22 protein-coding genes are annotated in these 22,216 nt (G+C 62.9%); 12 read left to right on the top strand and 10 right to left on the bottom strand.

Translation table 11 applies throughout. The annotated features are described in order from the left end of the window. The first annotated feature begins 47 nt into the window (after positions 1–47). Together J2Y83_RS28005 and J2Y83_RS28000 are read left to right on the top strand one after the other, a co-directional pair. Positions 48–968 carry a LysR substrate-binding domain-containing protein gene (locus tag J2Y83_RS28005; protein ID WP_253400108.1) on the top strand — a complete coding sequence of 307 codons (921 nt, stop codon included), beginning with the start codon at positions 48–50 and terminating at the stop codon, positions 966–968. A gap of 177 nt (positions 969–1,145) precedes the next feature. Beyond that, on the top strand, positions 1,146–3,122 hold the full coding sequence (locus J2Y83_RS28000) for a methyl-accepting chemotaxis protein (protein ID WP_253400107.1): 1,977 nt from the start codon (positions 1,146–1,148) through the stop codon (positions 3,120–3,122). Positions 3,123–3,139: 17 nt separating this feature from the next. On the opposite strand, the gene J2Y83_RS27995 is transcribed toward J2Y83_RS28000, so the two are convergent. After that, the gene (locus J2Y83_RS27995; RefSeq protein ID WP_253400106.1) at positions 3,140–4,639 is read right to left on the bottom strand and encodes a PLP-dependent aminotransferase family protein; all 1,500 of its coding nucleotides are present in this window, start codon (positions 4,637–4,639) and stop codon (positions 3,140–3,142) included. Positions 4,640–4,782: 143 nt separating this feature from the next. Between J2Y83_RS27995 and J2Y83_RS27990 the strand changes: the two genes are divergently transcribed. From J2Y83_RS27990 to glyA, 3 genes are read left to right on the top strand one after another with little or no spacing between them, the layout of a single operon-like run. Continuing rightward, positions 4,783–6,024, top strand: coding sequence for a benzoate/H(+) symporter BenE family transporter (locus J2Y83_RS27990; RefSeq protein WP_253400105.1), 1,242 nt, complete (start codon positions 4,783–4,785; stop codon positions 6,022–6,024). After that, positions 6,021–6,836, top strand: coding sequence for a YggS family pyridoxal phosphate-dependent enzyme (locus tag J2Y83_RS27985; RefSeq protein WP_253400104.1), 816 nt, complete (start codon positions 6,021–6,023; stop codon positions 6,834–6,836). Before J2Y83_RS27990 ends, J2Y83_RS27985 begins: the two co-directional genes overlap by 4 nt. 25 nt (positions 6,837–6,861) lie before the next feature. Further along, on the top strand, positions 6,862–8,127 hold the full coding sequence (gene glyA, locus J2Y83_RS27980) for a serine hydroxymethyltransferase (protein ID WP_253400103.1): 1,266 nt from the start codon (positions 6,862–6,864) through the stop codon (positions 8,125–8,127). A 10-nt stretch (positions 8,128–8,137) separates the two neighbouring features. Here glyA and J2Y83_RS27975 read toward each other — a convergent pair whose 3' ends face one another. Together J2Y83_RS27975 and J2Y83_RS27970 are read right to left on the bottom strand one after the other, a co-directional pair. Then, on the bottom strand, positions 8,138–9,655 hold the full coding sequence (locus J2Y83_RS27975) for a YifB family Mg chelatase-like AAA ATPase (RefSeq protein WP_253400102.1): 1,518 nt from the start codon (positions 9,653–9,655) through the stop codon (positions 8,138–8,140). 214 nt (positions 9,656–9,869) lie between these two features. Beyond that, positions 9,870–10,133 (bottom strand): accessory factor UbiK family protein, encoded by a 264-nt coding sequence (locus J2Y83_RS27970; RefSeq protein ID WP_017845178.1) that lies wholly within the window; start codon positions 10,131–10,133, stop codon positions 9,870–9,872. Between the two features lie 422 nt (positions 10,134–10,555). On the opposite strand from J2Y83_RS27970, the gene glnK reads away from it, so the two are divergent. From glnK to sutA, 4 genes are all read left to right on the top strand, one after another. After that, on the top strand, positions 10,556–10,894 hold the full coding sequence (gene glnK / locus J2Y83_RS27965; RefSeq protein WP_002555808.1) for a P-II family nitrogen regulator: 339 nt from the start codon (positions 10,556–10,558) through the stop codon (positions 10,892–10,894). A 33-nt stretch (positions 10,895–10,927) separates the two neighbouring features. Continuing rightward, positions 10,928–12,265, top strand: a complete 1,338-nt coding sequence (locus tag J2Y83_RS27960) for an ammonium transporter (RefSeq protein ID WP_247406751.1) — start codon at positions 10,928–10,930, stop codon at positions 12,263–12,265. Positions 12,266–12,476: 211 nt separating this feature from the next. After that, positions 12,477–12,902, top strand: a complete 426-nt coding sequence (locus tag J2Y83_RS27955) for a secondary thiamine-phosphate synthase enzyme YjbQ (RefSeq protein WP_017845176.1) — start codon at positions 12,477–12,479, stop codon at positions 12,900–12,902. Between the two features lie 104 nt (positions 12,903–13,006). Continuing rightward, entirely contained in the window at positions 13,007–13,333 is a 327-nt protein-coding gene (sutA, locus tag J2Y83_RS27950) for a transcriptional regulator SutA (RefSeq protein ID WP_253400101.1), read from the top strand. A gap of 96 nt (positions 13,334–13,429) precedes the next feature. Here sutA and J2Y83_RS27945 read toward each other — a convergent pair whose 3' ends face one another. The 6 genes from J2Y83_RS27945 to lptM are packed head-to-tail and all read right to left on the bottom strand — an operon-like array spanning position 13,430 to position 18,012. Then, positions 13,430–14,125, bottom strand: coding sequence for an HAD family hydrolase (locus J2Y83_RS27945; RefSeq protein WP_253400100.1), 696 nt, complete (start codon positions 14,123–14,125; stop codon positions 13,430–13,432). Then, a complete protein-coding gene (xerC, locus tag J2Y83_RS27940; protein WP_046381665.1) occupies positions 14,122–15,021 on the bottom strand; it encodes a tyrosine recombinase XerC in 900 nt (299 codons plus the stop codon). Before xerC ends, J2Y83_RS27945 begins: the two co-directional genes overlap by 4 nt. Before the next feature lie 2 nt (positions 15,022–15,023). Further along, complete coding sequence (locus J2Y83_RS27935; protein WP_253400099.1) at positions 15,024–15,740, bottom strand: DUF484 family protein; 717 nt, start codon at positions 15,738–15,740, stop codon at positions 15,024–15,026. Positions 15,741–15,753: 13 nt separating this feature from the next. Beyond that, complete coding sequence (dapF, locus tag J2Y83_RS27930) at positions 15,754–16,584, bottom strand: diaminopimelate epimerase (protein WP_253400098.1); 831 nt, start codon at positions 16,582–16,584, stop codon at positions 15,754–15,756. Positions 16,585–16,587: 3 nt separating this feature from the next. Next, positions 16,588–17,835 carry a diaminopimelate decarboxylase gene (lysA, locus tag J2Y83_RS27925; protein WP_253400097.1) on the bottom strand — a complete coding sequence of 416 codons (1,248 nt, stop codon included), beginning with the start codon at positions 17,833–17,835 and terminating at the stop codon, positions 16,588–16,590. Between the two features lie 9 nt (positions 17,836–17,844). After that, positions 17,845–18,012: an LPS translocon maturation chaperone LptM gene (gene lptM / locus J2Y83_RS27920; protein ID WP_048723727.1), complete on the bottom strand. Its 168-nt coding sequence runs from the start codon at positions 18,010–18,012 to the stop codon at positions 17,845–17,847. A gap of 238 nt (positions 18,013–18,250) precedes the next feature. Here lptM and cyaY point away from each other — a divergent pair, with 238 nt between their 5' ends. From cyaY to rnk, 3 genes are all read left to right on the top strand, one after another. Then, positions 18,251–18,598 carry an iron donor protein CyaY gene (cyaY, locus tag J2Y83_RS27915; protein ID WP_253400096.1) on the top strand — a complete coding sequence of 116 codons (348 nt, stop codon included), beginning with the start codon at positions 18,251–18,253 and terminating at the stop codon, positions 18,596–18,598. A gap of 2 nt (positions 18,599–18,600) precedes the next feature. Further along, complete coding sequence (locus J2Y83_RS27910) at positions 18,601–18,819, top strand: DUF1289 domain-containing protein (RefSeq protein ID WP_253400095.1); 219 nt, start codon at positions 18,601–18,603, stop codon at positions 18,817–18,819. A gap of 131 nt (positions 18,820–18,950) precedes the next feature. Further along, complete coding sequence (gene rnk / locus J2Y83_RS27905; protein WP_247401875.1) at positions 18,951–19,361, top strand: nucleoside diphosphate kinase regulator; 411 nt, start codon at positions 18,951–18,953, stop codon at positions 19,359–19,361. On the opposite strand, the gene J2Y83_RS27900 is transcribed toward rnk, so the two are convergent. Then, the gene (locus tag J2Y83_RS27900) at positions 19,358–22,198 is read right to left on the bottom strand and encodes a class I adenylate cyclase (protein ID WP_253400094.1); all 2,841 of its coding nucleotides are present in this window, start codon (positions 22,196–22,198) and stop codon (positions 19,358–19,360) included. The genes rnk and J2Y83_RS27900 overlap by 4 nt on opposite strands. Positions 22,199–22,216: the final 18 nt, after the last annotated feature.

Here is a 22,216-nt window from a genome sequence, read left to right as displayed (position 1 = left end):
GATTGATTCTGGTAGGGTTTCGACATTGTGCTGTCGGAGCTTTCCTTATGTCTCGTCGTCTTCCTCCGCTTTATGCCCTGCGGGCCTTTGAAGCCGCTTCCCGGCACAACTCTTTCACCCGCGCGGCGCAAGAGCTGTCCATCACCCAAAGTGCGGTGAGCCGGCATATCCGCACCCTCGAAGAGCATTTCGCCTGCCGCCTGTTCCAGCGCAGCGGCCGCAACCTGCAGCTCACCGAGGCCGCGCGCCTGCTGTTGCCTGGGGTGCGTGAGGGCTTTGCCGCGCTGGAGCGGGCCTGCCATACCCTCAACGCCGAAGATGACATTTTGCGCATGAAGGCCCCCTCGACCCTGACCATGCGCTGGCTGTTGGCGCGGCTCAGTCGTTTCCGGCATTTGCAGCCGGGCAACGAAGTGCAGCTCACCAGCGCGTGGATGAGCGTGGATGAAGTCGACTTCAACCAAGAGCCTTTCGACTGCGCAGTGCTGTTGAGCAACGGGCACTTTCCGGCGGATTGGGACGCCAGTTACCTGTTCCCGGAACTGTTGATTCCAGTCGGTGCGCCCAACTTGTTGAGCGATGGCCCGTGGGACGTCAATCGCCTGGCCAGCGCCGAGTTGCTGCACCCCACGCCCGATCGGCGCGACTGGCGTAACTGGTTGGAGCGCATGGGGCTGTCTGCCCAGGTGTCGCTCAAGGGCGGGCAGGTGTTCGATACCCTGGAATTGGGCATGATCGCGGCCGCGCGGGGTTATGGCGTGTCCATGGGCGATCTGCTGATGGTCGCCGAAGACGTGGCTCAAGGGCGCCTGAGCCTGCCGTGGCCAACCGCCGTGGCCAGCGGGGAAAATTATTACCTGGTGTGGCCGAAAACCCGCCCGGGCGGCGAGCGCCTGCGCCGGCTGGCGGAGTTTCTGCAAGGCGAAGTGCAGGCCATGGTCTTGCCCGTCGTCGAACGTCTCGATTGAAGCGCTTCAGCGCGAGTTTGCAATCGTTTGCGTGATACCCCTGCGATTCGCTCAAGTATTGCTATCGTCCGCCGAAGTAGGGATGTTGGAACTATCGTGCACCAACGAATCTCACTAGAAAATTTGCCGAGCAACGCTATGAGATCAGGATGATCCAGGCCTCGGCCAGGAGCTGTCATGTCTCAACCTCGTGCTCGGATCGCCTCCCAGTTAGGCCTCGCGTTAGCCGTGATTCTGGCTGTCGTTATCAGCGGCAGTACGGTTTTTGCCTTGCGTTCCCTCGACTCCGCCAACCTCGATACCCGGGAAGAACACCTGGCCAGCGAGGCGCGCCTGCTGGCCGACCAACTCAGTACGTTCCACGGCACCTTGCGCGAGAGCACCCAGCGTTTGAGCGGGCTGTTTGAAAAGCGCTTCAGCGCCGGCTTGAGTGTGCAGGCGGATCAGCCGGTCGCCGTGGCCGGTGTGCAAACCCCGAGCCTGTACCTGGGCAAGGTGCTGCTGAACAACAACTTCGATGGCGTCGACGAGTTCAAGCAGATGTCCGGCGGCGTGGCCACGGTGTTCGTGCGCAGCGGCGATGACTTTATCCGTATCAGCACCTCCTTGACCAAGCAGGATGGCAGCCGTGCCATCGGCACGGTGCTGGATCGCCAGGGGCCGGCCTACTCGCGGGTGGTCGGCGGGCAGACGTACATCGGCCGCGCCGTGCTGTTCGATCGCTCCTACATGACCCAGTACAGCCCGGTGCGCGACGCCAGCGGCAAGGTCATCGCGGTGCTGTTCATCGGCTTCGACTACACCGATGCGCAGAACGCCCAGTTCGCCAACCTCAAGCGCTTCCGCATCGGCCAGACCGGTTCGCTGGCGCTGCTCGATGAGCAGAAACACTGGCTGGTGCCGCCGGCCGGGGTGCAGGCGCCGGACCAGGCTGTTGCGGTGATGCTGGACCTGGCCAAGGCTCCCGGCAAGGGCCGCTTCTGGAGCGACAAGCACGAAGATTTCTACAGCGTCTCGGTGCCGTTTGACGGCGGCCCCTGGGCGGTAGTGGCGAGCATGCCGAAAGCCGAGATCCGCGCGGTCACGTGGTCGGTGGGCACTCGCCTGGTGATCGGCAGCCTGCTGGCGATGCTGCTGGCGGTGGGCGCGACGGTGTGGTTGTTGCGCAGCAAACTGGCGCCGTTGAGCGACCTGGTACGCCAGGCCGAAGCCTTGGGCGCCGGTGATTTGAGCGCGCGCTTGAACGTGTCCAGCCATGACGAGATCGGCCAACTGGCGCGCAGCTTCAACCAGATGGGAGAAGCGTTGTCGACCATGGTGTCGCATATCCGCAAGGCCTCCGAGGAAGTCAACGGCCGCGCCCAGGCGTTGTCCGGTTTGTCCGGTGGGGCCTATGAGGGCATGGAGCAGCAGTCTGGCGAGATCACCAGCATGGCCGGCGCGGTGGAAGAATTCAGCGCCACCTCGCTGAACATCGCCGACAACATGGGCAACACCGAACGCCTGGCCCAGGAAAACGCCCAGCAGACGCGCATCGGCCGCAACTCGATGGATCAGGCCTCGTCGTCCCTGGAACACATTGCCACCGCCCTGAACAGCACGGCCACGGTGATCAACACCTTGGGCCAGCGCTCCCAGGAAATCGGCGGGATCGTCGGCGTGATCACCGCGATCGCCGAACAGACCAACCTGCTGGCGCTCAACGCCGCCATCGAAGCCGCCCGCGCTGGCGAGCAAGGCCGTGGGTTTGCCGTGGTCGCCGACGAAGTGCGCAACCTGGCCTCGCGCACCCGCCAGGCCACCGATGAGATTTCCGGGATGATCCAAAGCATCCAGCAGGAAACCGGTAACGCCATCAGCACCATGGAGCAGGGCAATGCGCTGATGCAGGAAGGCTTGTCACGCAACGCCGACGTGGCGTCGGCCCTGGCACGCATCGACGAGCAAAGCCGCTCGGCCGGGCAGCAATTCGCCGCGATCACCACCGCCACCCAGGAGCAGAGCAGCACGGCGACGTTGCTGAGCAGCAACCTGCAGAGCATTGCGCTGGCCAACAGCGAGCAACGCGAAGTGGTGTCGAACCTGGCGATTACCGCCAAGGAGCTGGAGACGCTGGCGGCGAGCTTGCGCCAAGAGGTCGATCGGTTTCGTTGAAGGCGCGCCTGAAGCGGCTAGCGCGCCTTGAGCGCGTTAGCCAGGCGCAGCATGGCGGTTTCGATTTCATGGGCGGTCAAGGACGAATAGCCCAATAGCCATCCCTGTTGCGTGGCGGCACCGGCATACAGCCGGCTGAGGCCGGCCAGTTGCACGCCCGCGTTGGCGGCCTGGCGGATGGTTTTTTCTTCCGACCAACCCTCATGCAGCACGCAAGGGATTTGCAGCCCGCCCTGGGGCCGGCATGCCGTGACGACATCGCCCAGGTGCTTGCCGATGGCGTCGAGCATGATGGCTTGGCGCCCGGCGTAGAGTTTGCGCATCGCACGGACATGGGCGTTGTAATGACCGTCCTCCATAAAGCGCGCCAGCGTCAGTTGCAGGATTTGCGGGGTGTGGCCGTCCATCATGCTGCGCGCATAGGTGAAGGCCTTGACCAGTTCAGGGGGCAGCACCATGTAGCCCATGCGCAGGCCGGGGAACAGGGTCTTGCTGAAGGTGCCGAGGTACAGCGTGCGCTGATACTTGTCCAGGCCCTGCACACAGGCCGTGGGTTTGCCGGCGTAGTGAAACTCGCTGTCGTAGTCATCTTCGATGACCCATTTGCCTTTTTCCGCAGCCCAGTTGATCAACTCAAGACGCCGTTCCAGGGTCAGCGTGGCGCCGGTCGGGTATTGATGCGAGGGCGTGACATACACGCACGTGGCGCCGCTGCGGTCGGCGTGCAGCAGGTCGGTGCGGATGCCCGACTCATCGACATCGATCGGCACGACCTTGGCCTCCGCGGTTTCGAAGGCCTTCCGGGCGCCGTAGTAGCCCGGGTTCTCCAGCAGGATCGGTTTGCCGACGTCCACCAGCAGCTGCGCGCACAGAAACAGCGCCTGGCGCGTACTGCTCAGCACCAGGACCTGGTCGGGCGAGCACTTGGCCCCACGCTCAAGGTTCAAATAGGTGGCGATGGCTTTGCGTAACGACTCGGCCCCTTGCGGGTCGCCGTGCAACAGCACGCTGCTGCGATAGTCCTTCATCACCTGGCGCTGCAGGCGCTCCCAGACCTCGGTCGGGAACGAGCGGGTTTCGGGCAGGCCCGTGGCAAATGCCTTGATCACCTGTTGGTCGGCCACGCCGCCGCTGTCGAGGATCATCCGCCCGCGCTGGCTCAAGCCGGCGCCGGGAGCCGCCTGGCTGGTTTTGACCGCCTGCGCCTTGATGCGGCGGCGCGAGGCACCGCGCAATTCGGTGCCGATGGCCTCGCACACGTAACTGCCGGAACCTTCGCGGCGCACGATAAAACCATCGCGCTGCAACTGCACGTAGGCGTTCTCCACCGTATCGCGCGCGATCCCCAACGACTTGGCCAACACCCGCGTCGCTGGCAGCTTCAGGCCGGGTGCCAGCGCGCCGTCGAGGATCAAGGCACGCAGCGCGCGTTGAATGCGCTGGTGCAGGCCCAACCGCTGGAATTGCGCATCGTTGAGGCGCATTTGCAGGGTTTCCAGCTCGAAGGTTTTCGCCATGCGGTCTGCCTTGCCTTGAAAAATTGGCTGGTATTGGCAGGCCAGTCTATCCGTAGACTTCGACCTGCGCCACGGCCTTCACGCCGGCCAATGGCCCATCACGCGATGGCTCAACCCCTCGCCTGGCAAGGAGCTAAGTATCTATGTCTTCGTCAATATCGCCGTCGTCGCTGCGCCTGCGCGACCTGTTCCACCCCATCGTGGCCGGGCTGATTTCGGTCATCGTCAATTATGGCGGCACGTTCATTCTGGTGTTCCAGGCCGCCAAGGTGGCTGGGCTGAGTCCCGAGCTGACCGCTTCGTGGGTCTGGTCGGTGTCGATCGGTGTGGGGGTGACCGGGCTGTTTCTGAGTTGGGTGAGCCGTGAGCCGATCATCACCGCCTGGTCGACGCCCGCTGCGGCGTTTCTGGTGGTCGCGCTGTCTGCCACGCCTTACGCCGAGGCGGTCGGCGCGTACATCGTTTCAGCCGTGGCGTTTGTGCTGCTGGGGCTGTCCGGCTGTTTCGAAAAAGTCATCCGGCTGATTCCGTCTGGCATCGCGGCGGCCATGCTGGCGGGAATTCTGCTGCAGTTCGGTATCGGCGCGTTTGGTGGCATGAGCCTCGACCCTGTGTTGGTTGGGTTGCTGATCGCCGCTTACGTCGGGCTCAAGCGCTTTACTGCGCGCTACGCCGTCGTCGGCATTCTGCTGCTGGGCTTGGGATTCCTGCTGGCGCAGGGGCGGGTGGACCTGTCGGGCCTGTCCCTGCAACTGGCGACGCCGGTATTCACCCGGCCCGAGTTTTCGCTCAATGCGTTGCTCAGTGTGGCGCTGCCGCTGTTTCTGATCACGCTAACGGGCCAGTACATGCCGGGTATGCTGGTGTTGCGCAATGATGGTTTCAAGACCAGCGCCAACCCGATCCTGACAGTGACCGGGCTGGGTTCGCTGTTGATGGCGCCGTTCGGCTCGCACGCGTTCAACGTCGCGGCGATCACGGCGGCCATCTGCACGGGCAAGGAAGCCTCGGAGGACCCGTCCAAGCGCTGGGTCGCCGGGGTTGCCGCTGGGGTGTTCTACATCCTCGTCGGGGTGTTCGGGGTGACGCTGGCCGCCGTATTCATGGCGTTCCCGCCGGCGTTCATCACCACGCTGGCCGGCTTGGCCCTGCTGGGCACCATCGGCGCCAGCCTGGCCAACGCGATGGCGGACGTCAGGTCGCGTGAAGCCGCGCTGATCACCTTTCTGGCGTGCGCCGCCAACATCACCCTGCTGGGCATCGGTGGCGCGTTTTGGGGGTTGTTGATCGGATTGGCCGCGTATGCGCTGCTCAACGGCCGCTTGCCACGTCGTCGTGCAGCGGTTTCCGAGGCGGTGGCGGTGGCCAAGGAAGCGGCCCAATGATGCGCGCCGAAGCGCAAGCCCTCGCCACCCTGCATGCGCGTCACGGGCGTTACCCGCAGGCCACCAGCGTGGAGGATTTTCGGCGCAATCTGGCGGCCGTACAGCAACGTATCGCCAGTGCCTGTGCGCGGGTCGGCCGCGACCCGGCGAGCGTGCGCCTGTTGCCGGTGAGCAAAACCTTTGACGAGGCGCACCTGCGCCTGGCGTATGCGGCGGGCTGTCGGCTGCTGGGCGAGAACAAGGTGCAGGAAGCCCTGCGCAAATGGCAGGCCATGGGCGATCTGGCCGATCTGCAGTGGTCGGTGATCGGCCACCTGCAAACCAACAAAGCCAAGCAGGTCGCGCGTTTTGCCAGTGAGTTCCAGGCGCTGGACAGCCTGCGAGTGGCCGAGGCGCTGGATCGTCGCCTGCAGATCGAAGGGCGGCAACTGGATGTGTTCGTGCAGGTGAATACCTCCGGGGAAGCCAGCAAATACGGCCTGGAGCCGCACGCCGTCGCGGACTTTCTGCAGGCCCTGCCGGCATTCCCGGCCTTGCGCGTTCGCGGGCTGATGACGCTGGCGCTGTTCTCGGCCGACGTGGCCCGCGTGCGCCCGTGCTTTGTGCGGCTGCGCGAACTGCGCGAGCGCCTGCGCGATCACGCCCCGGCGGGCGTCAGCCTGGAGGAGTTGTCGATGGGCATGTCCGGGGATTTCGAGATCGCCATCGAGGAAGGCGCGACCGTTGTCCGCGTCGGCCAGGCCATCTTCGGCGCCCGCGCCATGCCGGATGACTACTACTGGCCGAGCGCCGATCAACCGTCAACGACCTGACTTTTTCAGCAAGGACCTGTTCATCATGTACGACTCAACATTGACGCTTGAAGCCTTCGACCCGCAGTTGTGTGAGGCGATTCATAACGAGGAGCGCCGTCAGGAAGACCATGTCGAACTGATCGCTTCCGAAAACTACGCCAGCCCGCTGGTCATGAGCCTCCAGAGCACGGTATTGACCAACAAATACGCCGAGGGTTATCCCGGCAAGCGCTACTACAGCGGCTGCGAATACGTCGATGTGGCCGAACGCCTGGCCATCGAACGGGTCAAGGCCCTGTTCGACTGCGATTACGCCAACGTGCAGCCCCATGCGGGCGCCCAGGCAAACGCCGCGGTGTTCCTGGCCTTGATCAACCCCGGCGATACGGTGATGGGCATGAACCTGGCCCAGGGCGGTCACCTGACCCACGGCAATCCCTCTAACTTTTCGGGCCGGCATTACCACATCGTGCCTTATGGGCTTGATCCGCAGACGGGCTTGCTCGACTACGACGAGATGGAGCGCATCGCTGTGGAAACGCGGCCGAAGATGCTGATCGGCGGGTTCTCTGCCTACTCGCGGTACAAAGACTGGGCGCGCATGCGGGCGATTGCCGACAAGGTCGGTGCGATTTTCTGGGTCGACATGGCTCACATCGCCGGGCTGGTCGCGGCTGGCGAATACCCGGACCCGTTGCCGCACGCCCATGTGGTCACCAGCACCACGCACAAAACCTTGCGTGGCCCACGGGGCGGGTTGATTTTGTCCAAGGGCCAGGACGCAGCGTTTTACAAAAAGCTCGATTCGGCGGTATTTCCGGGTGTTCAGGGCGGGCCGTTGATGCATCAGATCGCGGCCAAGGCAGTGGCCTTCAAGGAAGCCTTGAGGCCCGAGTTCAAAACCTACCAGGCCCAGGTCGTGGTCAATGCCCGGGCCATGGCGACCGTATTGCAGCGGCGCGGTTACACGATTGTCTCGGGTGGCACCGATAACCACATGATGCTGATCGACCTGTCCGACCGGCCCTACACCGGCAAAGACGCCGATGCGGCCCTGAGCAACGCCGGCATCACCGCCAACAAGAATTCGGTGCCCAACGATCCGCGCTCACCCTTTGTCACCTCGGGGCTGCGCATCGGCACGCCCGCCGTCACGACCCGCGGTTTCGGCGTGTTCGAGTGCGAGCAACTGGCCGGTTGGCTGTGCGATGTACTCGACGCTCTGGAGCGCGGGGAGAGCGAGAACGTTGCACATCAGGTGCGTGAACAGGTGATTGCGCTGTGCCGGCGGCACCCGGTTTATTGCTGATTTTTTATGTCTAAGCGTTTGCGCAGTCGACTTGGCTGGAGGCCGAGGGCCGGTATTGCAGGGCTTCGGCAATGTGGGGGCGGCCGATAGTGTCGGCGCGTTGCAGATCCGCCAGAGTGCGGGCGACCTTGAGCAGGCGGTGGGCTGCTCGAAGGGACAGGGTCAGGCGCTCGCAGGCGCTTTCCAGCCAGGCTTCGTCCGGCTTGGACAGCGCACAATGCTGGCGCAACCCCGGTAGATCCAGGAACGCATTGGCGCAGCCCTGGCGCTGATGCTGGCGTTCCCGTGCCTGGGCAACCAGCGCCGAGGCGGTGGACGTGTTGTCGCCGGGCTGCGGGGCCGGGTTCAGTGCGGTGATTTCGCGGGCGACGGTCAGGTGCAGGTCGATCCGGTCCAGCAGCGGCCCGGAGAGTTTGTTGCGGTAGCGCTGGATCTGCTCCGGCGTACAGCGACAGCGCGCGCTGGGGTCGCCCATGTAACCGCAAGGGCAGGGGTTCATCGCGGCGACCAGTTGAAAGCGCGCCGGGAAACTCACGCGGTCACGGGCGCGGGAGATCACGATATGCCCCGACTCCAGTGGCTCGCGCAGTACCTCCAGCACCTTGCGATCAAATTCCGGCAACTCATCCAGGAACAGCACCCCGTGGTGGGCCAGGGTGATTTCCCCCGGTTGCGGCTTCGACCCGCCGCCCACCAGCGCCGGGCCGGAGGCCGAATGGTGCGGCTGGCGAAACGGCCGGTGGGGCCAATGGCTCAGTGGTGCCAGGCTGACCACGGATTGAATCGCGGCGACTTCCAGCGCTTCGTGTTCACTCAGTGGCGGCAGCAAACCCGGCAGGCGGCTGGCGAGCAAGGTCTTACCGGTGCCGGGCGGCCCGCTGAACAATAGGTTATGCGCGCCTGCCGCAGCGATCAGCAGCGCGCGTTTGGCGGCGAGTTGGCCCTGGACTTCGCTGAGGTCCGGGTAGGGCTTGTTCAAGTACAGCAAACCGTCAGACTTGAAGGGTTCGATCGGCACGTGCCCATTCAGGTGCGCCACCACCTGCAGCAGGTGGTCCACCGCAATCACCTTCAACCCGGACGCCAGGCAGGCCTCTTCGGCATTCGCCCGAGGCACGATCACGCTGCGCCCGGCCTTGCGCGCCGCCAGCGCTGCCGGCAACACGCCTTTCACCGCGCGTACCTCGCCCGAGAGCGCCAATTCCCCCAGGCACTCCACGTCATCGAGCATCAGCGCCGGCACCTGCACGCTCGCCGCGAGAATCCCGAGGGCAATCGCCAGGTCAAAACGCCCGCCGTCCTTGGGCAGGTCGGCGGGCGCGAGGTTGAGGGTGATGCGACGGGCCGGGTATTGCAGCGCTGAATTGAGGATGGCGCTGCGCACGCGGTCCTTGCTTTCCTTGACGGCGGTTTCCGGCAAACCCACCAGCGTGAGCGATGGCAGACCATTGGCCATGTGTACTTCGACGCTGACGGCAGGGGCTTCGACGCCGATCTGGGCGCGGCTGTGGACGATGGCGAGGGACATGCTCATTCCTTGAAAGGGCGGGCCGCTTCCTGCGGTTTTTCAAGGGTAGACGAGGTGGGGAAGAGCGAAGCGGGGGAGGTTTTACAGGACGTATCCGGAGAGTGACGCAGAACGAGTGTGGCGGCTGGCTTGCCTACGATATAGGCGGTTCGGTGTGTCAGAGGGACCGAGTCGATCCCATCGCAGGCAAGCCAGCTCCTACATTGACCGGGGTTTATTCAGAGGCTGCCGGGGTCAACCGCGCTTCCAGCTCCGCCACCTTCGCCTCCAGGCTTTCCAGGCGTGCTCGGGTGCGGGCCAGCACCACCATTTGGCTGTCGAACTCTTCCCGGCTGACCAGGTCGAGCTTGCTGAAGCCGCTTTGCAGCAAGGCCTTGAACTGGCTTTCGATTTCATTGCGGGGCAGCGGGGTCTCGCCACTGAACAGGCGGGAGGCGTGGCCGCTCAGGGCGTCGAGGAGGTCTTTGGGCGCGAGCATGGGAAATATTCCGGAAAACTGTTGGCGGGCAGTGTATCACGCAGCGTCTATAGTCATTTCCACGACCTCGGGCGCACGCTTTTCGCGCAGGGTGTCGGGCGGTAGCGCACCGTTTTCGTGCGCAATCACCCCGCCAAAAAGCCCCGCAGGTGGGCATAAGTGGGCAAAGGACTGATTTCAATGATTTTTACGGAGCTGGCAAGGTTTCTGCTTAGACGAACATGACCCATGCACTGATGCAGTCGCTGTGACGAATGCAGTGCGCCGACGGATCAGGGGTACAGGTTTCGTCACCAGTGGTTCGCTGGCGTCGTAATGGCAATTGCTCTTGCGACGACGCGTTACAAAGCCAGGCGCTGCGCTTAGACTTGAGACGGGTTTGTTTTCCTGGGGCAAGTCCACCAATTCGGGAGAGAGTTTTCATGAAGCTAGTCACTGCCATCATCAAGCCGTTCAAGTTGGACGATGTACGCGAGTCGTTGTCCGAGATCGGCGTGCAGGGCATTACCGTTACTGAGGTCAAAGGCTTCGGGCGGCAGAAGGGTCACACCGAGCTGTATCGCGGCGCGGAATACGTGGTTGATTTCCTGCCGAAGGTGAAGATTGATGTCGCCATTGACGACAAGGATCTTGATCGGGTTATCGAGGCGATAACCAAGGCCGCCAACACCGGCAAGATCGGTGACGGCAAGATCTTTGTGGTCAATCTGGAACAGGCTATTCGCATCCGTACCGGCGAAACCGATACCGACGCAATCTAAGCCGCCAAACCCAACGCCCCAGGAGAAAACAATATGACTCTGCGTAAATTCGCAGGGCTCGGAGCCCTGTTGTCCATCGTAATGCCAAGCCTGGCCATGGCGGCAGACGAAGTGGCTGCTCCAGTCCTCAATTCCGGTGACACGGCGTGGATGCTCACATCCACCGCGCTCGTGCTGTTCATGACCATTCCCGGCCTGGCGCTGTTCTACGGCGGTATGGTTCGCTCCAAAAATATTCTGTCGGTGATGATGCAGTGCTTCGCCATCACTGGCTTGATTACCATCCTGTGGTTCGTCTACGGCTACAGCATGGCGTTCGACACCACCGGTATGGAAGCGGGTGTCGTCAACTTCAACTCGTTCGTGGGCGGCTTGTCCAAGCTGTTCCTGTCGGGTGTGACCCCAGCCAGCATCACCGGCCCTGCGGCGCTGTTCCCTGAGGCGGTGTTCGTCACCTACCAGATGACCTTCGCCATCATCACCCCGGCGCTGATTGTCGGTGCCTTCGCCGAGCGTATGAAGTTCTCCGCGATGCTGATCTTCATGGGCGTCTGGTTCACCCTGGTCTACGCGCCGATTGCCCACATGGTGTGGGGCGGTCCGGGTTCGTTGCTGGGTGATTGGGGCGTGCTGGACTTTGCCGGCGGTACCGTGGTGCATATCAACGCCGGTGTGGCCGGCCTGGTAGCGTGCCTGGTCCTCGGTAAGCGTAAAGGCTTCCCGACCACGCCAATGGCGCCTCACAACCTGGGTTACACCCTGGTGGGTGCGGCCATGCTGTGGGTCGGCTGGTTCGGCTTCAACGCCGGTTCCGCAGCGGCGGCCAACGGTACTGCCGGTATGGCGATGCTGGTGACCCAGATCGCTACTGCCGCCGCCGCACTGGGCTGGATGTTCGCCGAGTGGGTCACCCACGGCAAGCCAAGTGCCCTGGGCATCGCCTCGGGTGTGGTTGCGGGCCTTGTGGCAATTACGCCAGCAGCCGGCACTGTGGGCCCGATGGGCGCGCTGATCATCGGCCTGGCGGCCGGTGTGGTGTGCTTCTTCTGCGCCACGACCCTGAAACGCAAACTGGGCTATGACGACTCCCTGGACGCCTTCGGTGTGCACGGTATCGGCGGTATCCTCGGCGCAATCCTGACCGGTGTGTTTGCAGCCCCAGCACTGGGCGGCTTCGGCACCGTGACTGACGTGGCAGCTCAAGTCTGGATTCAGTGCAAAGGCGTCGGCTTCACTGTGATCTACACCGCCATCGTGACCTTCATCATCCTCAAGGTGCTGGACATGGTCATGGGTCTGCGGGTTACCGACGAAGAAGAGGCTGTCGGCCTCGACCTGGCGCAACACAACGAGCGCGGCTACAACTTGTAAGTAGGCGAAAAAACATGCCCGGCTTGCCGGGCATTTTTTTGTCTGGCGTTTGTCAGTCATAACGCGTGGTGCCGGTTTTTTGCGCAGCGTATGTGATGGCGCGCACACGGCACTTTTCCGGATGCGAATGTCTTACAGGCATGTAGGCGTATTCGGCACTTTGTTTTTTCCCTGAGCGCGCTAGAATGCGCGCCGATGGGCGGAGAACTGTATGTGGCAACAGACCCTGATTACCCTGCGGGCCAAGCCCCGGGGCTTTCACCTGGTAACCGACGAGTTGCTTGCCGGCTTGCCTGAATTGAAGGCGTGTCGCGTGGGCCTGTTGCATCTGTGGTTGCAGCATACCTCGGCCTCGTTGACCATCAACGAGAATGCCGATCCGGCGGTTCGTCGTGACTTCGAGCGTTTTTTCAACTCGCTGGTGCCGCAAGGCCGAGCCGGGTTCGAACACAACGACGAAGGCCCGGACGATCTGCCGGCGCACTTCAAGGCCAGTCTCCTGGGCTGCCAGCTGAGTTTGCCGGTCAAGGCCGGCCGCTTGGCGATGGGGACCTGGCAAGGTGTTTATCTGGGCGAGCACCGTGATCATGGCGGTGCTCGTAAAGTCCTCGCCACTTTGCACGGTGATGGGGCATAAGCCATTGGTTATCCGGTGGATGTTGATTTTTTTTCCGGCGACCTTCGACAGAGGGTGAAGCTGGGCTATAACTAATCTGCTTTTCGCAAGTCATGAGGTAGAACATGAGCGACGATGATCTGGAAGACGACCTGGAAGTAGGTGAGGACGACGATACCGAAGAGCTGGAGGCGGTAGCGGAAGACGCTCCTGACGAAGGCGATGACGGTGGCGATGATGCGCCTGCCAAAACAGCCAAAGGCAAGGCCAAGGCCGCAGTTTCGGTCGATGAGCTGCCGAGCGTTGAAGCCAAGAACAAAGAGCGCGATGCGCTGGCCCGTGCGATGGAAGAGTTCCTCGCTAAAGGCGGCAAAGTGCAGGAAGTCGAGGCCAACGTGGTGGCAGACCCGCCCAAGAAACCGGATAACAAGTACGGCAGCCGACCTATCTGAGGTCAGCTTCCCGCTTGCTGAAAAAGCCCGCCGTCGCTGCGGGCTTTTTCATGTCTGAAACAATGTCTATGAACCCGCGGTGTTGCCGCTACAGCGTTACTGCCAACTGCGGAGCAGCGGTGGCAGCTCCGTCAGGCTGCGAATCTGCGCATCCGGGCGTTGATCCGCCTCCCAGACCTTACCCGTCGGGTTGAACCACACCGCGCGCAGTCCTGCTTGTTGGGCTCCCGCGATGTCATCCCCGGGATGATCGCCAACATGTACCGCTGCGCTGGCGTCCACGCCACCGCGTTGCAGCGCTTCCTGAAACAACCGCGCATCCGGCTTGGCGATGCCGAGGTCTTCGGCGCGCAGGGCGAAGTGAAAGTAGTCCGCCAGGCCCACACGCTGCACGTCCGCGTTGCCGTTAGTGATCACTCCCAGCAAGAAGTGCTCGCGCAGCGCTTGCAGCATCGGCACGGCTTCGGGGAATACGGTGAGCTGGTGGCGCGCATGAATGAACGCTTCAAAGCACACATCGGCCATTTCCCCGGCTTGCGGCTGCGGGTAGCCCGCTTCTTCGAAGGCGTACATCAATACGCGGTGACGCAGCACGCTGATGCGGTGTTTGAGTTCGGGATGGCGTTCCAGCACCTGCTGGCGAAGGCTGGCGAAATGCTCCAGGGGCAGTTCGCCGACCTTGGCGGCATGGGTGGCCAGCCATTCGCGCATCGACGCTTCGGCGCTGATGATGACGGGTACGTTGTCCCAGAGGGTGTCGTCCAGGTCGAAGGTGATCAGCTTGATACTCATGAGTCGCCGCCCTTGATGCGTTTGGCCCGTGGATGGGCGCTGTCATACACCGTTGCCAGGTGTTGGAAATCCAGGTGGGTGTAGATCTGCGTGGTCTTGATATCGGAGTGGCCGAGCAGTTCCTGCACCGCGCGCAGGTCTTGGGACGACTCCAGCAAATGGCTGGCAAACGAGTGCCGCAGCATGTGCGGATGCAGGTTCTGCCCCAGTTCGCGCTCGCCGGCCGCCTTGACTCGCAGCTGAATCGCCCGCGGGCCAAGGCGCCGGCCCTGCTGGCTGACGAACACGGCGTCGTCCGCCGGGTTGGTCAGGGCGCGCAGGGGCAGCCACAGTTGCAAGGCTTCCCGGGCTTTTCTACCCACCGGCAGCACGCGGGTCTTGCTGCCCTTGCCGAGCACTTGCACCAGGCCGTCGGCCAGGTCGAGTTGATCGAGGTTCAGCCCGGTCAGTTCCGACAGGCGCAGGCCCGAAGAATAGAACAGCTCCAGGATCGCCTGGTCGCGATGGGCCAGGAAATCATCCTCGACGGCGCCATCGAGCAATTGCAGGGCGCGGTCGGTGTCGAGAGTCTTGGGCAGCCGCCGCTCGCCTTTGGGCGGGGCCAGGCCATTGGCCGGGTCGTGGTCGCACAGGCCTTCGCGGTTGAGGTAGTGATACAGGCCGCGCACCGCCGACAGCAGGCGTGCGAGGCTGCGCGAAGATTGGCCCTGCTGGTGCAGGCGCGCGATCAGGCTGCGCAGCCCCTGGATATCCAGGGCTTTCCAACTGGGGATCTGCTGCTTTTCGCAGTAGGCCAGAACCTTGTTCAAGTCCCGCCGGTAGGCTTCCAGGGTGTGGGGCGACACCTGGCGCTCGCTGCGCAGGTGAGCGCAGTAAGCGTCCAGTTGCCGTTCCATGGTTAGCGCACCGCGCGCAGGGCGGTGGTGAAGCGCGGTAGTACGCGGCCCAGCACTTCGGCGATGTAGGTCAGGAACAGCGTGCCCACCGAGCTTTTGTAGTGCGCAGGGTCACGGCTGGCGATGGCCAGTACCCCATGCAGGCCTTGATGGCTGAGGGCGACCACCGCCGTAGAGCCGATCTGCTTGCGCTGCTCGGCGCCAAACAAAAAGTCCAACTCATGTTCGCGCAAGGTGCCGCTGATGGTCTTGCCTTCGGAAAGCAGGCCGCCAATCGCCGTTTGCGCTTCGCCGCCGCTGACCCAGCGGCCTACCGGCATCGGGTTGTCGCTGAACAGGATCAGGCTGACGAAGGGCACCTGGAAGTCCTGGCGCAGGCTGTCTTCCACGGCGATCACCGTTTCTTCCAGGCTGGTGGCGTCCATCAGCGTCAGAATCAGGCGCCGGGTCTTGTCGAACAGGCGGTCGTTATCGCGGGCTACGTCCATCAAGTGCGAGAGCCGATGGCGCATTTCGATGTTGCGCTCGCGCAGGATCTTCATCTGCCGCTCCACCAGCGACACGGTATCGCCGCGCTGGTGGGGGATGCGCAGGGCCGGCAGCAGTTCTTCGTGCTCGACGAAGAAGTCCGGATTAGCCTCAAGGTACGCCGCGACAGCAGCGGCCTCCAGGCTGTCGCTCGGGGATGCTTGTGCGGGTACTTGAGGCTTATCGGTCATTTGCTTGGCTCACTCATAGACGGACCTGTCCTTCGTATACGCGCATGGCCGGCCCGGTCATCATCACCGGGTGGCCGGGGCCTGCCCATTCGATGGACAAGCGTCCGCCGGGCAGGTCGATCAGCAGCGGCGAATCCATCCACCCCTGGCTGATCGCGGCCACGGCAGCGGCGCAAGCACCGGTGCCGCAGGCCTGGGTTTCACCGGCGCCGCGCTCCCATACACGCAATTGCGCGCGGGAGCGGTCGATCACCTGCAGGAAGCCCACATTGACCCGTGCCGGAAAGCGCGGGTGATGTTCGATTTTCGGCCCCAGCTCATGCACCGGCGCGCTATTGATGTCGTCGACGCGCAGCACCGCATGGGGGTTGCCCATGGACACGGCCGCCAGTTCGACAGCCTGGCCGTCGACATCGACGGTGTAGCAGGTGGCCTGCTCGGTGGCCTGGAACGGAATATCCGCCGGCACCAGGCGTGGCGCGCCCATGTTGACGCTGATCTGGCCGTCGCTGCGGACATCCAGCTCGATCACGCCGCTCTTGGTCTCGACGCGAATCTGCCGCTTGGCGGTCAGGCGCTTGTCCAGCACAAAGCGGGCGAAGCAGCGCGCACCGTTGCCGCACTGTTCCACTTCGGAACCGTCGGAGTTGAAGATCCGGTAACGGAAATCCACCTCCGGGTTGCTGGGCGCCTCAACGATCAGCAACTGGTCGAAACCGATGCCGGTATGGCGGTCGCCCCACTGTTTAGCGTGCTTGGGCAGAATGTGCGCATGCTGGCTGACCAGGTCAAGGACCATGAAGTCATTGCCCAGCCCGTGCATCTTGGTAAAACGCAACAGCATGGCTTACTCCGGCAGCAGGCTTTCGCCAGCATACAACTCGGCTACCGTCTCGCGGCGACGCACTTCAAACGCTTGATCACCGTCCACCAGCACCTCGGCGGCACGCCCGCGGGTGTTGTAGTTGGAACTCATGACAAACCCGTAGGCACCGGCCGAATGAATGGCCAGCAGGTCGCCTTCTTCCAGGGCCAACTGACGATCCTTGGCCAGGAAGTCGCCGGTTTCGCAGATCGGGCCGACGACGTCATAGGCACGCGCTGCACTGTCGCGAGGCGTTACGGCGGTGACATTCATCCAGGCCTGGTACAGCGCCGGGCGGATCAGGTCGTTCATCGCCGCATCGACGATGGCGAAATCCTTGTACTCGGTGTGCTTGAGGTACTCGACCTGGGTCAGCAGCACGCCGGCATTGGCGACGATGTAGCGGCCCGGCTCGAACATCAGCGTCAGGCCGCGGCCTTCCAGGCGTTCGCGCACGGCTTTGATGTAGTCGCCGATCAGCGGCGGCTCTTCATCGCGGTACTGCACGCCCACGCCGCCACCGAGGTCGATGTGCTGCAGGTAGATGCCGCACTCGCCGAGGCGGTCGGTCAGCGCCAGCAGGCGGTCGAGGGCATCCAGGAACGGCGGCAGGGTGGTCAGTTGCGAGCCGATATGGCAGTCGACACCCAGCACTTCCAGGTTCGGCAGTTGGGCGGCGCGGATGTACACGTCCTCGGCGTCGGCGATGGCGATGCCGAACTTGTTCTCTTTGAGACCGGTGGAAATGTACGGGTGGGTGCCGGCGTCGACGTCCGGGTTGACGCGCAGGGAGATCGGCGCGCGAACGCCCATCTCGGCGGCGACCACTTGCAGGCGCTCCAGCTCGTCGGTGGATTCGACGTTGAAGCAATGCACGCCGACTTCCAGGGCACGGCGCATGTCTTCGCGGCTCTTGCCGACGCCGGAGAAGACGATTTTGTCAGCCTGGCCGCCAGCGGCCAGAACCCGTTCCAGCTCGCCACGGGAGACGATGTCGAAACCGGCGCCCAGACGCGCCAGGACATTGAGCACGCCCAGGTTGGAGTTGGCCTTGACCGCGTAGCACACCAGGTGCGGCACGCCGTTCAGCGGGTCGGTGAAAGAGCGATATTGGGCTTCGATATGCGCGCGCGAGTACACATAGGTCGGGGTGCCAAAGCGCTCGGCAATTGCGGACAGCGCCACGCCTTCCGCGAACAGCTCGCCGTTCCGGTAGTTAAAAGCGTCCATGGGTTTCCCTTAGTAAGTGTCGTGCTTGTGCGCTTTTTGCGGTTTCTGCGACGATTGCGCCTGTTCATTTGGGTCTTTGCTGTCATCGGGCAGGTACAGCGGGCCTTTTTGACCACAGGCACTAACGAGGCAAGCGACCGCGACGAGCGCAGCAAGGGAAGAGATCAGGCGCTTCATGGCGAAATCCTTGAATATGCATTAATTGCGCCCGAGTATACCGACCACCCGCCAGCTTGCCTATGCGCCGGAATACCCGTCCGGCGGGGGTTTGCCGAGATAGTAGCGAAGCGGCTTACGGTAACTGGGGATATTTCTTACCGTCATCGGTAACGAACTCGGTATCCTTTGCAATCGGCGGAGCGCGACCGTATCGTGCGGCGCTTGAGCAAAACCAGACACTTTTGAGGTTGCCGCAATGAGTTTGACCGAAGCCCGTTTTCACGACCTGGTGGATTCGACCCAGCACGCGCTGGAAGATATTTTCGACGAGAGCGGCCTGGATGTGGACCTGGAAAACTCGGCCGGGGTGCTGACCGTCAAGTTCGAGAACGGCACTCAACTGATCTTCAGTCGCCAGGAACCGTTGCGCCAACTGTGGCTGGCAGCACGTTCCGGCGGTTTTCACTTCGATTACAACGAAGAAGACTGCAATTGGCAGTGCGATACCAGCGATGAGCTGCTCAGCGAAATGCTCGCGCGTATCACTCAGGAACAGGCCGGCGTCGAGTTGGGCTTCGATGAGTTGAACCCCGACGAGAACTGATCGTGAACCAGCCCGCGCCTGTACGTCCGCCCAAGCCGTTGTTCAGTAATGTCAGCGCGGCGGTGCCGTCACCTTGTATCAGCTTATGTCGGCTGGACGAGCAAAAAGTCTGCCTTGGCTGCTTTCGCCATGTGGAAGACATCCGTGAATGGCGCTCCGCCGACGATCATCGGCGGCGAGTGATCGTGGCCCAGGCCGAGCGACGCAAAGTCGCGCCTTGAGCCCTTCTTGTTTATTTGCGGTGCTGTGGTAGTGTCCGGGTACACCTCAACTCATCGAGGTCCGTGAGAACCCCGCCTTTTCCTGGCGGGGTTTTGCTTTTTTGTGCAGAAAAAAGGAGTCTGCCTGAATCATGACCGCACCTTCCATCATTCTTACCCGTCTCGACGTGCAGCGTCTTGAGCAATTGATCGACCGTGTCGGCGAGAACTCGCCGGGCGTAGAAGCCCTGCAGCACGAACTCGACCGCGCCGAAGAAGTGGTTGGCCACGATGAAGTGCCTGCAGATGTCGTGACCATGAACTCCAGCGTGCATTGCCGCGAGCAAGGCAGCGGCAAGGACTATCACCTGACCCTGGTTTACCCCAAGGATGCGAACGCCGACGCAGGCAAGATTTCGATCCTGGCACCGGTGGGCAGCGCGTTGCTCGGCCTGAAAGTGGGCCAGCACATCGACTGGCCTGCGCCCGGCGGCAAGACCCTCAAGCTCGAACTGCTCAGTGTAGAAAACCAGCCCAAAGACGGCGGTGCCTTCTCGCTTTAGGTCCGGCTCAGCGCTTCATTGAGCGCCTGTTCCAGCTCGGCCTTGTAACGCAGGTACAAATTGCTCGGGCTTTGCACATCACCGAGCAGACCCGACAGGTCAAGATCAGTGATATAGCAGCGGTAGCGCTCGGTTTCCCGGCGCTGCCCGACGATCTCCTGGGCGACCACTGCAAACAGCTGGTCGCCAAATTCCAGTTCGGAAAATTCCCGCTGATTGCAGTACAGGGTAATCCCCACCTGGCCCGGCGTCGCCTTGCCGATAATCGCCTGCACGTCATAAAACGGCTTGTTGGCCGGGTTTTGCGGCGCCGGCCGAGACTCGATGCTGCGTGCGCGGTTGCTGCCCGATGGCAGCAGTTGGTAATACAGGGTTTGCACCGCACCCAGCGGTTCTTGCGGGTCCACGGGCGACAACGCGTCCCGGCGATAGATGATCGACTGCAGAAAGCGCTGCAACGGCGCCAACAAGCTCTGTTCATCGTGGAACGGCAAGCGTTGTTGCCAGAGCGCATTGAACTCATCCAGCACATACAGCTCGGCGAAGCCTTCGTTGACCCGGTAAAACACCTGCACGCAATCGGCCATGCCCATCGGTAGCAGCAACGCCAGGTCGTGGTCTTCCAGGGCCATCGCGTCCAGGTGCAACGGGCTGTAACTGGCCAGTTCTTCGCTGAGGTAGGCGATCAGTGCGTCCTGGGTCGCCAGTGATACGTGGGTCGCCTGGCCTGGCATCAGCTCCATCACGTGATAGTGCTGCTGCACCTGCAGCAGGTAGCGGTGGTTGCCCTGGCCCAGCAGCAGGTTCTGCGCGGTGTCGAAGATTTCTTCCACGCGCCGGGCAATGAACTGCGCGCGGTTGTGGCAGAAGCAGCGTACCCGCAGGCGTGGCAGGTGGTCCGACGGCAATTGGTTGAGGTAGTCGCGCAGGCAATCGAGCAGGGCATGGGGGCCGTCGTAGCGGCTGACCATCACCTCGTTCCAACTGTTGAGCGTGACCTGGTCGAGGGTCAGCACCAGGTTGTCACGCACGCCGGCGTAACTCAGCGAGTCGGTGCGCTCGGTGGTCATCAGGATGTTCAGGTCGCGGTGGTGCTTGAGCGGGTCGACACCGACGTTGATCAGCAGCAGCACGTCTTCCGGCACCGCCGAGCGCAGCAGGCGATCTTCATCGACGCTGGGCAGGGGCAGGGCGATGGTCTGTTGCAGGCTGCCCAGCAGGTTGAACAGTTCGAATTCGGTCATGTCGCTGACGCCCGGGTGCAGCGCCAGGCGGGTGCTGCTGTCGATCACGCCGTTGCGGTGGCACCAGGTGAGCATTTCCAGCAGGTCGCGGCTGCGCTTGATCGGCGCGAAGTGCTCCGACTCCTGAGCGGTGAGGCTGCCGTTGTACAGCCCCCAATGATGCTGGTCCGGTTCCTTGCGGTTGGGGGATTGCACCAGGGTCAGGGTGTCTTCGGCCAGGTCCGGGGCGATGCCGGGGTTGATGAATTCGACCTTGCCCGCCTTGCGTTCAAATGCCGCGTAGAGACGGCGGCCAAGCACATTGAGGTCGCGCTTGTTGATCAGGCTGACGGTCTGCTCGGTGCGGGCGAACTGGGTCAGGAAGCGATAGCTGTAGTTCAGCTCATTGACCAGGGCGCGGCGCTCGGAGGCCACCTGGCGCACTTTCCACTGGCTGCGGCTGTCGAGCAGGGCCAGTTGACGCTGGTCCCAGCCCCATTCACGGGCCAGGCGCTCCAGCAACAGGTGCTGCCAGCCGAGGGTGCGCTGGCCGGCGCTGAGCTTGCGGTTGACCTTCAAATACAGTGCGCGCCGTACCAGTTCCAGGCGTTCCGGCTCGTTGCGCGCGTTGAGGTATTCCTCGATGCGGCGATAGACCACGACATACGGGTCCAGCTCGTCCAGGTCCATCTTGTTGGCGAACACCGCCCGCTTGAAGCGCAGGCTCAGGCACTGCACGTTCGGGTGCTCGCTGGCGTAGACCTCGGTCAGCAGCAGCTTGAGCAGCGACTTGTAGGGCGATTCGATGCCCTTGAACAATTGCCACAGCCCGGCACCAATGAATTCGCCGGGCGGGATGCGCGCCAGATGACCGAGGTCGAGGGTTTCATCGGCGCGGATAAAGCGTTTGGAAATCAGCGTATGGGTGAACTCGGCGTAGCGGATTTCTTCGTACACCGGCACCAGCCACCAGATCGGCGTGCGGCCGGCGAGCCAGATCGCGGTGCGATAGAACTCATCCAGCAACAAATAGTGCTGGGTTGTGCCGCAGTCGTCGGAGCTCAGTTGCGTGTCGCGCTCGCCCAATACAAAACGGCTCGGCTCGATCAGGAAAAAATGCGCTTCGGCGCCCATGCTCAGGGCCCAGGCTTCGAGCAACTGGCATTTCTTGCGCAGCTCGACCAGTTCGTTGTCGCCCAGGTCGGGGGCGTGACATACCCATACGTCCATGTCGCTTTGATCGGCCTGGGCCAGGGTGCCGAGGCTGCCCATCAGGAACAGGCCATGGATCGGCTGCGGCGGTTTGCCGTGGCGCGGCTTGTAGGAAAACGAACGGGTCAGGCGCTGGGCTTCGCTCAGGGCCTGGGCGTCGGGTTCGAAATTCGACAGCCCGGCCGGGGTGCTGCCTGACACGTAACCGGGCAATAGCGGGTGATTGACGTGAAAAAACAGCGGCAGCAGGGTCAATACGCTTTGCTGGCGTGGCGTCAGCCCTTCGATGGCCCGGGCCATACGCCCTTCGTTAAGTGCCATGAAGCGCGCGCGCAACTGGGCCAGCACCTTGCGGTCGATGCCTTCGTCCAGGTCGGGGCGGATTTCATGGGTGCGGGTCATGTCGAACTCGGCGGCGTG

Source organism: Pseudomonas marginalis, assembly GCF_024169655.1.
Lineage (GTDB): Bacteria > Pseudomonadota > Gammaproteobacteria > Pseudomonadales > Pseudomonadaceae > Aquipseudomonas > Aquipseudomonas paraveronii.
Note: the sequence above shows the minus strand (reverse complement) of the source record. Positions and strands in the feature narration are given on the sequence as shown.

Bases quoted from the DNA above. Each gene is read 5' to 3' on its own strand.
- J2Y83_RS28005 (WP_253400108.1), top strand. From the start codon at position 48: ATGTCTCGTCGTCTTCCTCCGCTTTATGCCCTGCGGGCCTTTGAAGCC.
- J2Y83_RS28000 (WP_253400107.1), top strand. From the start codon at position 1,146: ATGTCTCAACCTCGTGCTCGGATCGCCTCCCAGTTAGGCCTCGCGTTA.
- J2Y83_RS27995 (WP_253400106.1), bottom strand. From the start codon at position 4,639: ATGGCGAAAACCTTCGAGCTGGAAACCCTGCAAATGCGCCTCAACGAT.
- J2Y83_RS27990 (WP_253400105.1), top strand. From the start codon at position 4,783: ATGTCTTCGTCAATATCGCCGTCGTCGCTGCGCCTGCGCGACCTGTTC.
- J2Y83_RS27985 (WP_253400104.1), top strand. From the start codon at position 6,021: ATGATGCGCGCCGAAGCGCAAGCCCTCGCCACCCTGCATGCGCGTCAC.
- glyA (WP_253400103.1), top strand. From the start codon at position 6,862: ATGTACGACTCAACATTGACGCTTGAAGCCTTCGACCCGCAGTTGTGT.
- J2Y83_RS27975 (WP_253400102.1), bottom strand. From the start codon at position 9,655: ATGTCCCTCGCCATCGTCCACAGCCGCGCCCAGATCGGCGTCGAAGCC.
- J2Y83_RS27970 (WP_017845178.1), bottom strand. From the start codon at position 10,133: ATGCTCGCGCCCAAAGACCTCCTCGACGCCCTGAGCGGCCACGCCTCC.
- glnK (WP_002555808.1), top strand. From the start codon at position 10,556: ATGAAGCTAGTCACTGCCATCATCAAGCCGTTCAAGTTGGACGATGTA.
- J2Y83_RS27960 (WP_247406751.1), top strand. From the start codon at position 10,928: ATGACTCTGCGTAAATTCGCAGGGCTCGGAGCCCTGTTGTCCATCGTA.
- J2Y83_RS27955 (WP_017845176.1), top strand. From the start codon at position 12,477: ATGTGGCAACAGACCCTGATTACCCTGCGGGCCAAGCCCCGGGGCTTT.
- sutA (WP_253400101.1), top strand. From the start codon at position 13,007: ATGAGCGACGATGATCTGGAAGACGACCTGGAAGTAGGTGAGGACGAC.
- J2Y83_RS27945 (WP_253400100.1), bottom strand. From the start codon at position 14,125: ATGAGTATCAAGCTGATCACCTTCGACCTGGACGACACCCTCTGGGAC.
- xerC (WP_046381665.1), bottom strand. From the start codon at position 15,021: ATGGAACGGCAACTGGACGCTTACTGCGCTCACCTGCGCAGCGAGCGC.
- J2Y83_RS27935 (WP_253400099.1), bottom strand. From the start codon at position 15,740: ATGACCGATAAGCCTCAAGTACCCGCACAAGCATCCCCGAGCGACAGC.
- dapF (WP_253400098.1), bottom strand. From the start codon at position 16,584: ATGCTGTTGCGTTTTACCAAGATGCACGGGCTGGGCAATGACTTCATG.
- lysA (WP_253400097.1), bottom strand. From the start codon at position 17,835: ATGGACGCTTTTAACTACCGGAACGGCGAGCTGTTCGCGGAAGGCGTG.
- lptM (WP_048723727.1), bottom strand. From the start codon at position 18,012: ATGAAGCGCCTGATCTCTTCCCTTGCTGCGCTCGTCGCGGTCGCTTGC.
- cyaY (WP_253400096.1), top strand. From the start codon at position 18,251: ATGAGTTTGACCGAAGCCCGTTTTCACGACCTGGTGGATTCGACCCAG.
- rnk (WP_247401875.1), top strand. From the start codon at position 18,951: ATGACCGCACCTTCCATCATTCTTACCCGTCTCGACGTGCAGCGTCTT.
- J2Y83_RS27900 (WP_253400094.1), bottom strand. From the start codon at position 22,198: ATGACCCGCACCCATGAAATCCGCCCCGACCTGGACGAAGGCATCGAC.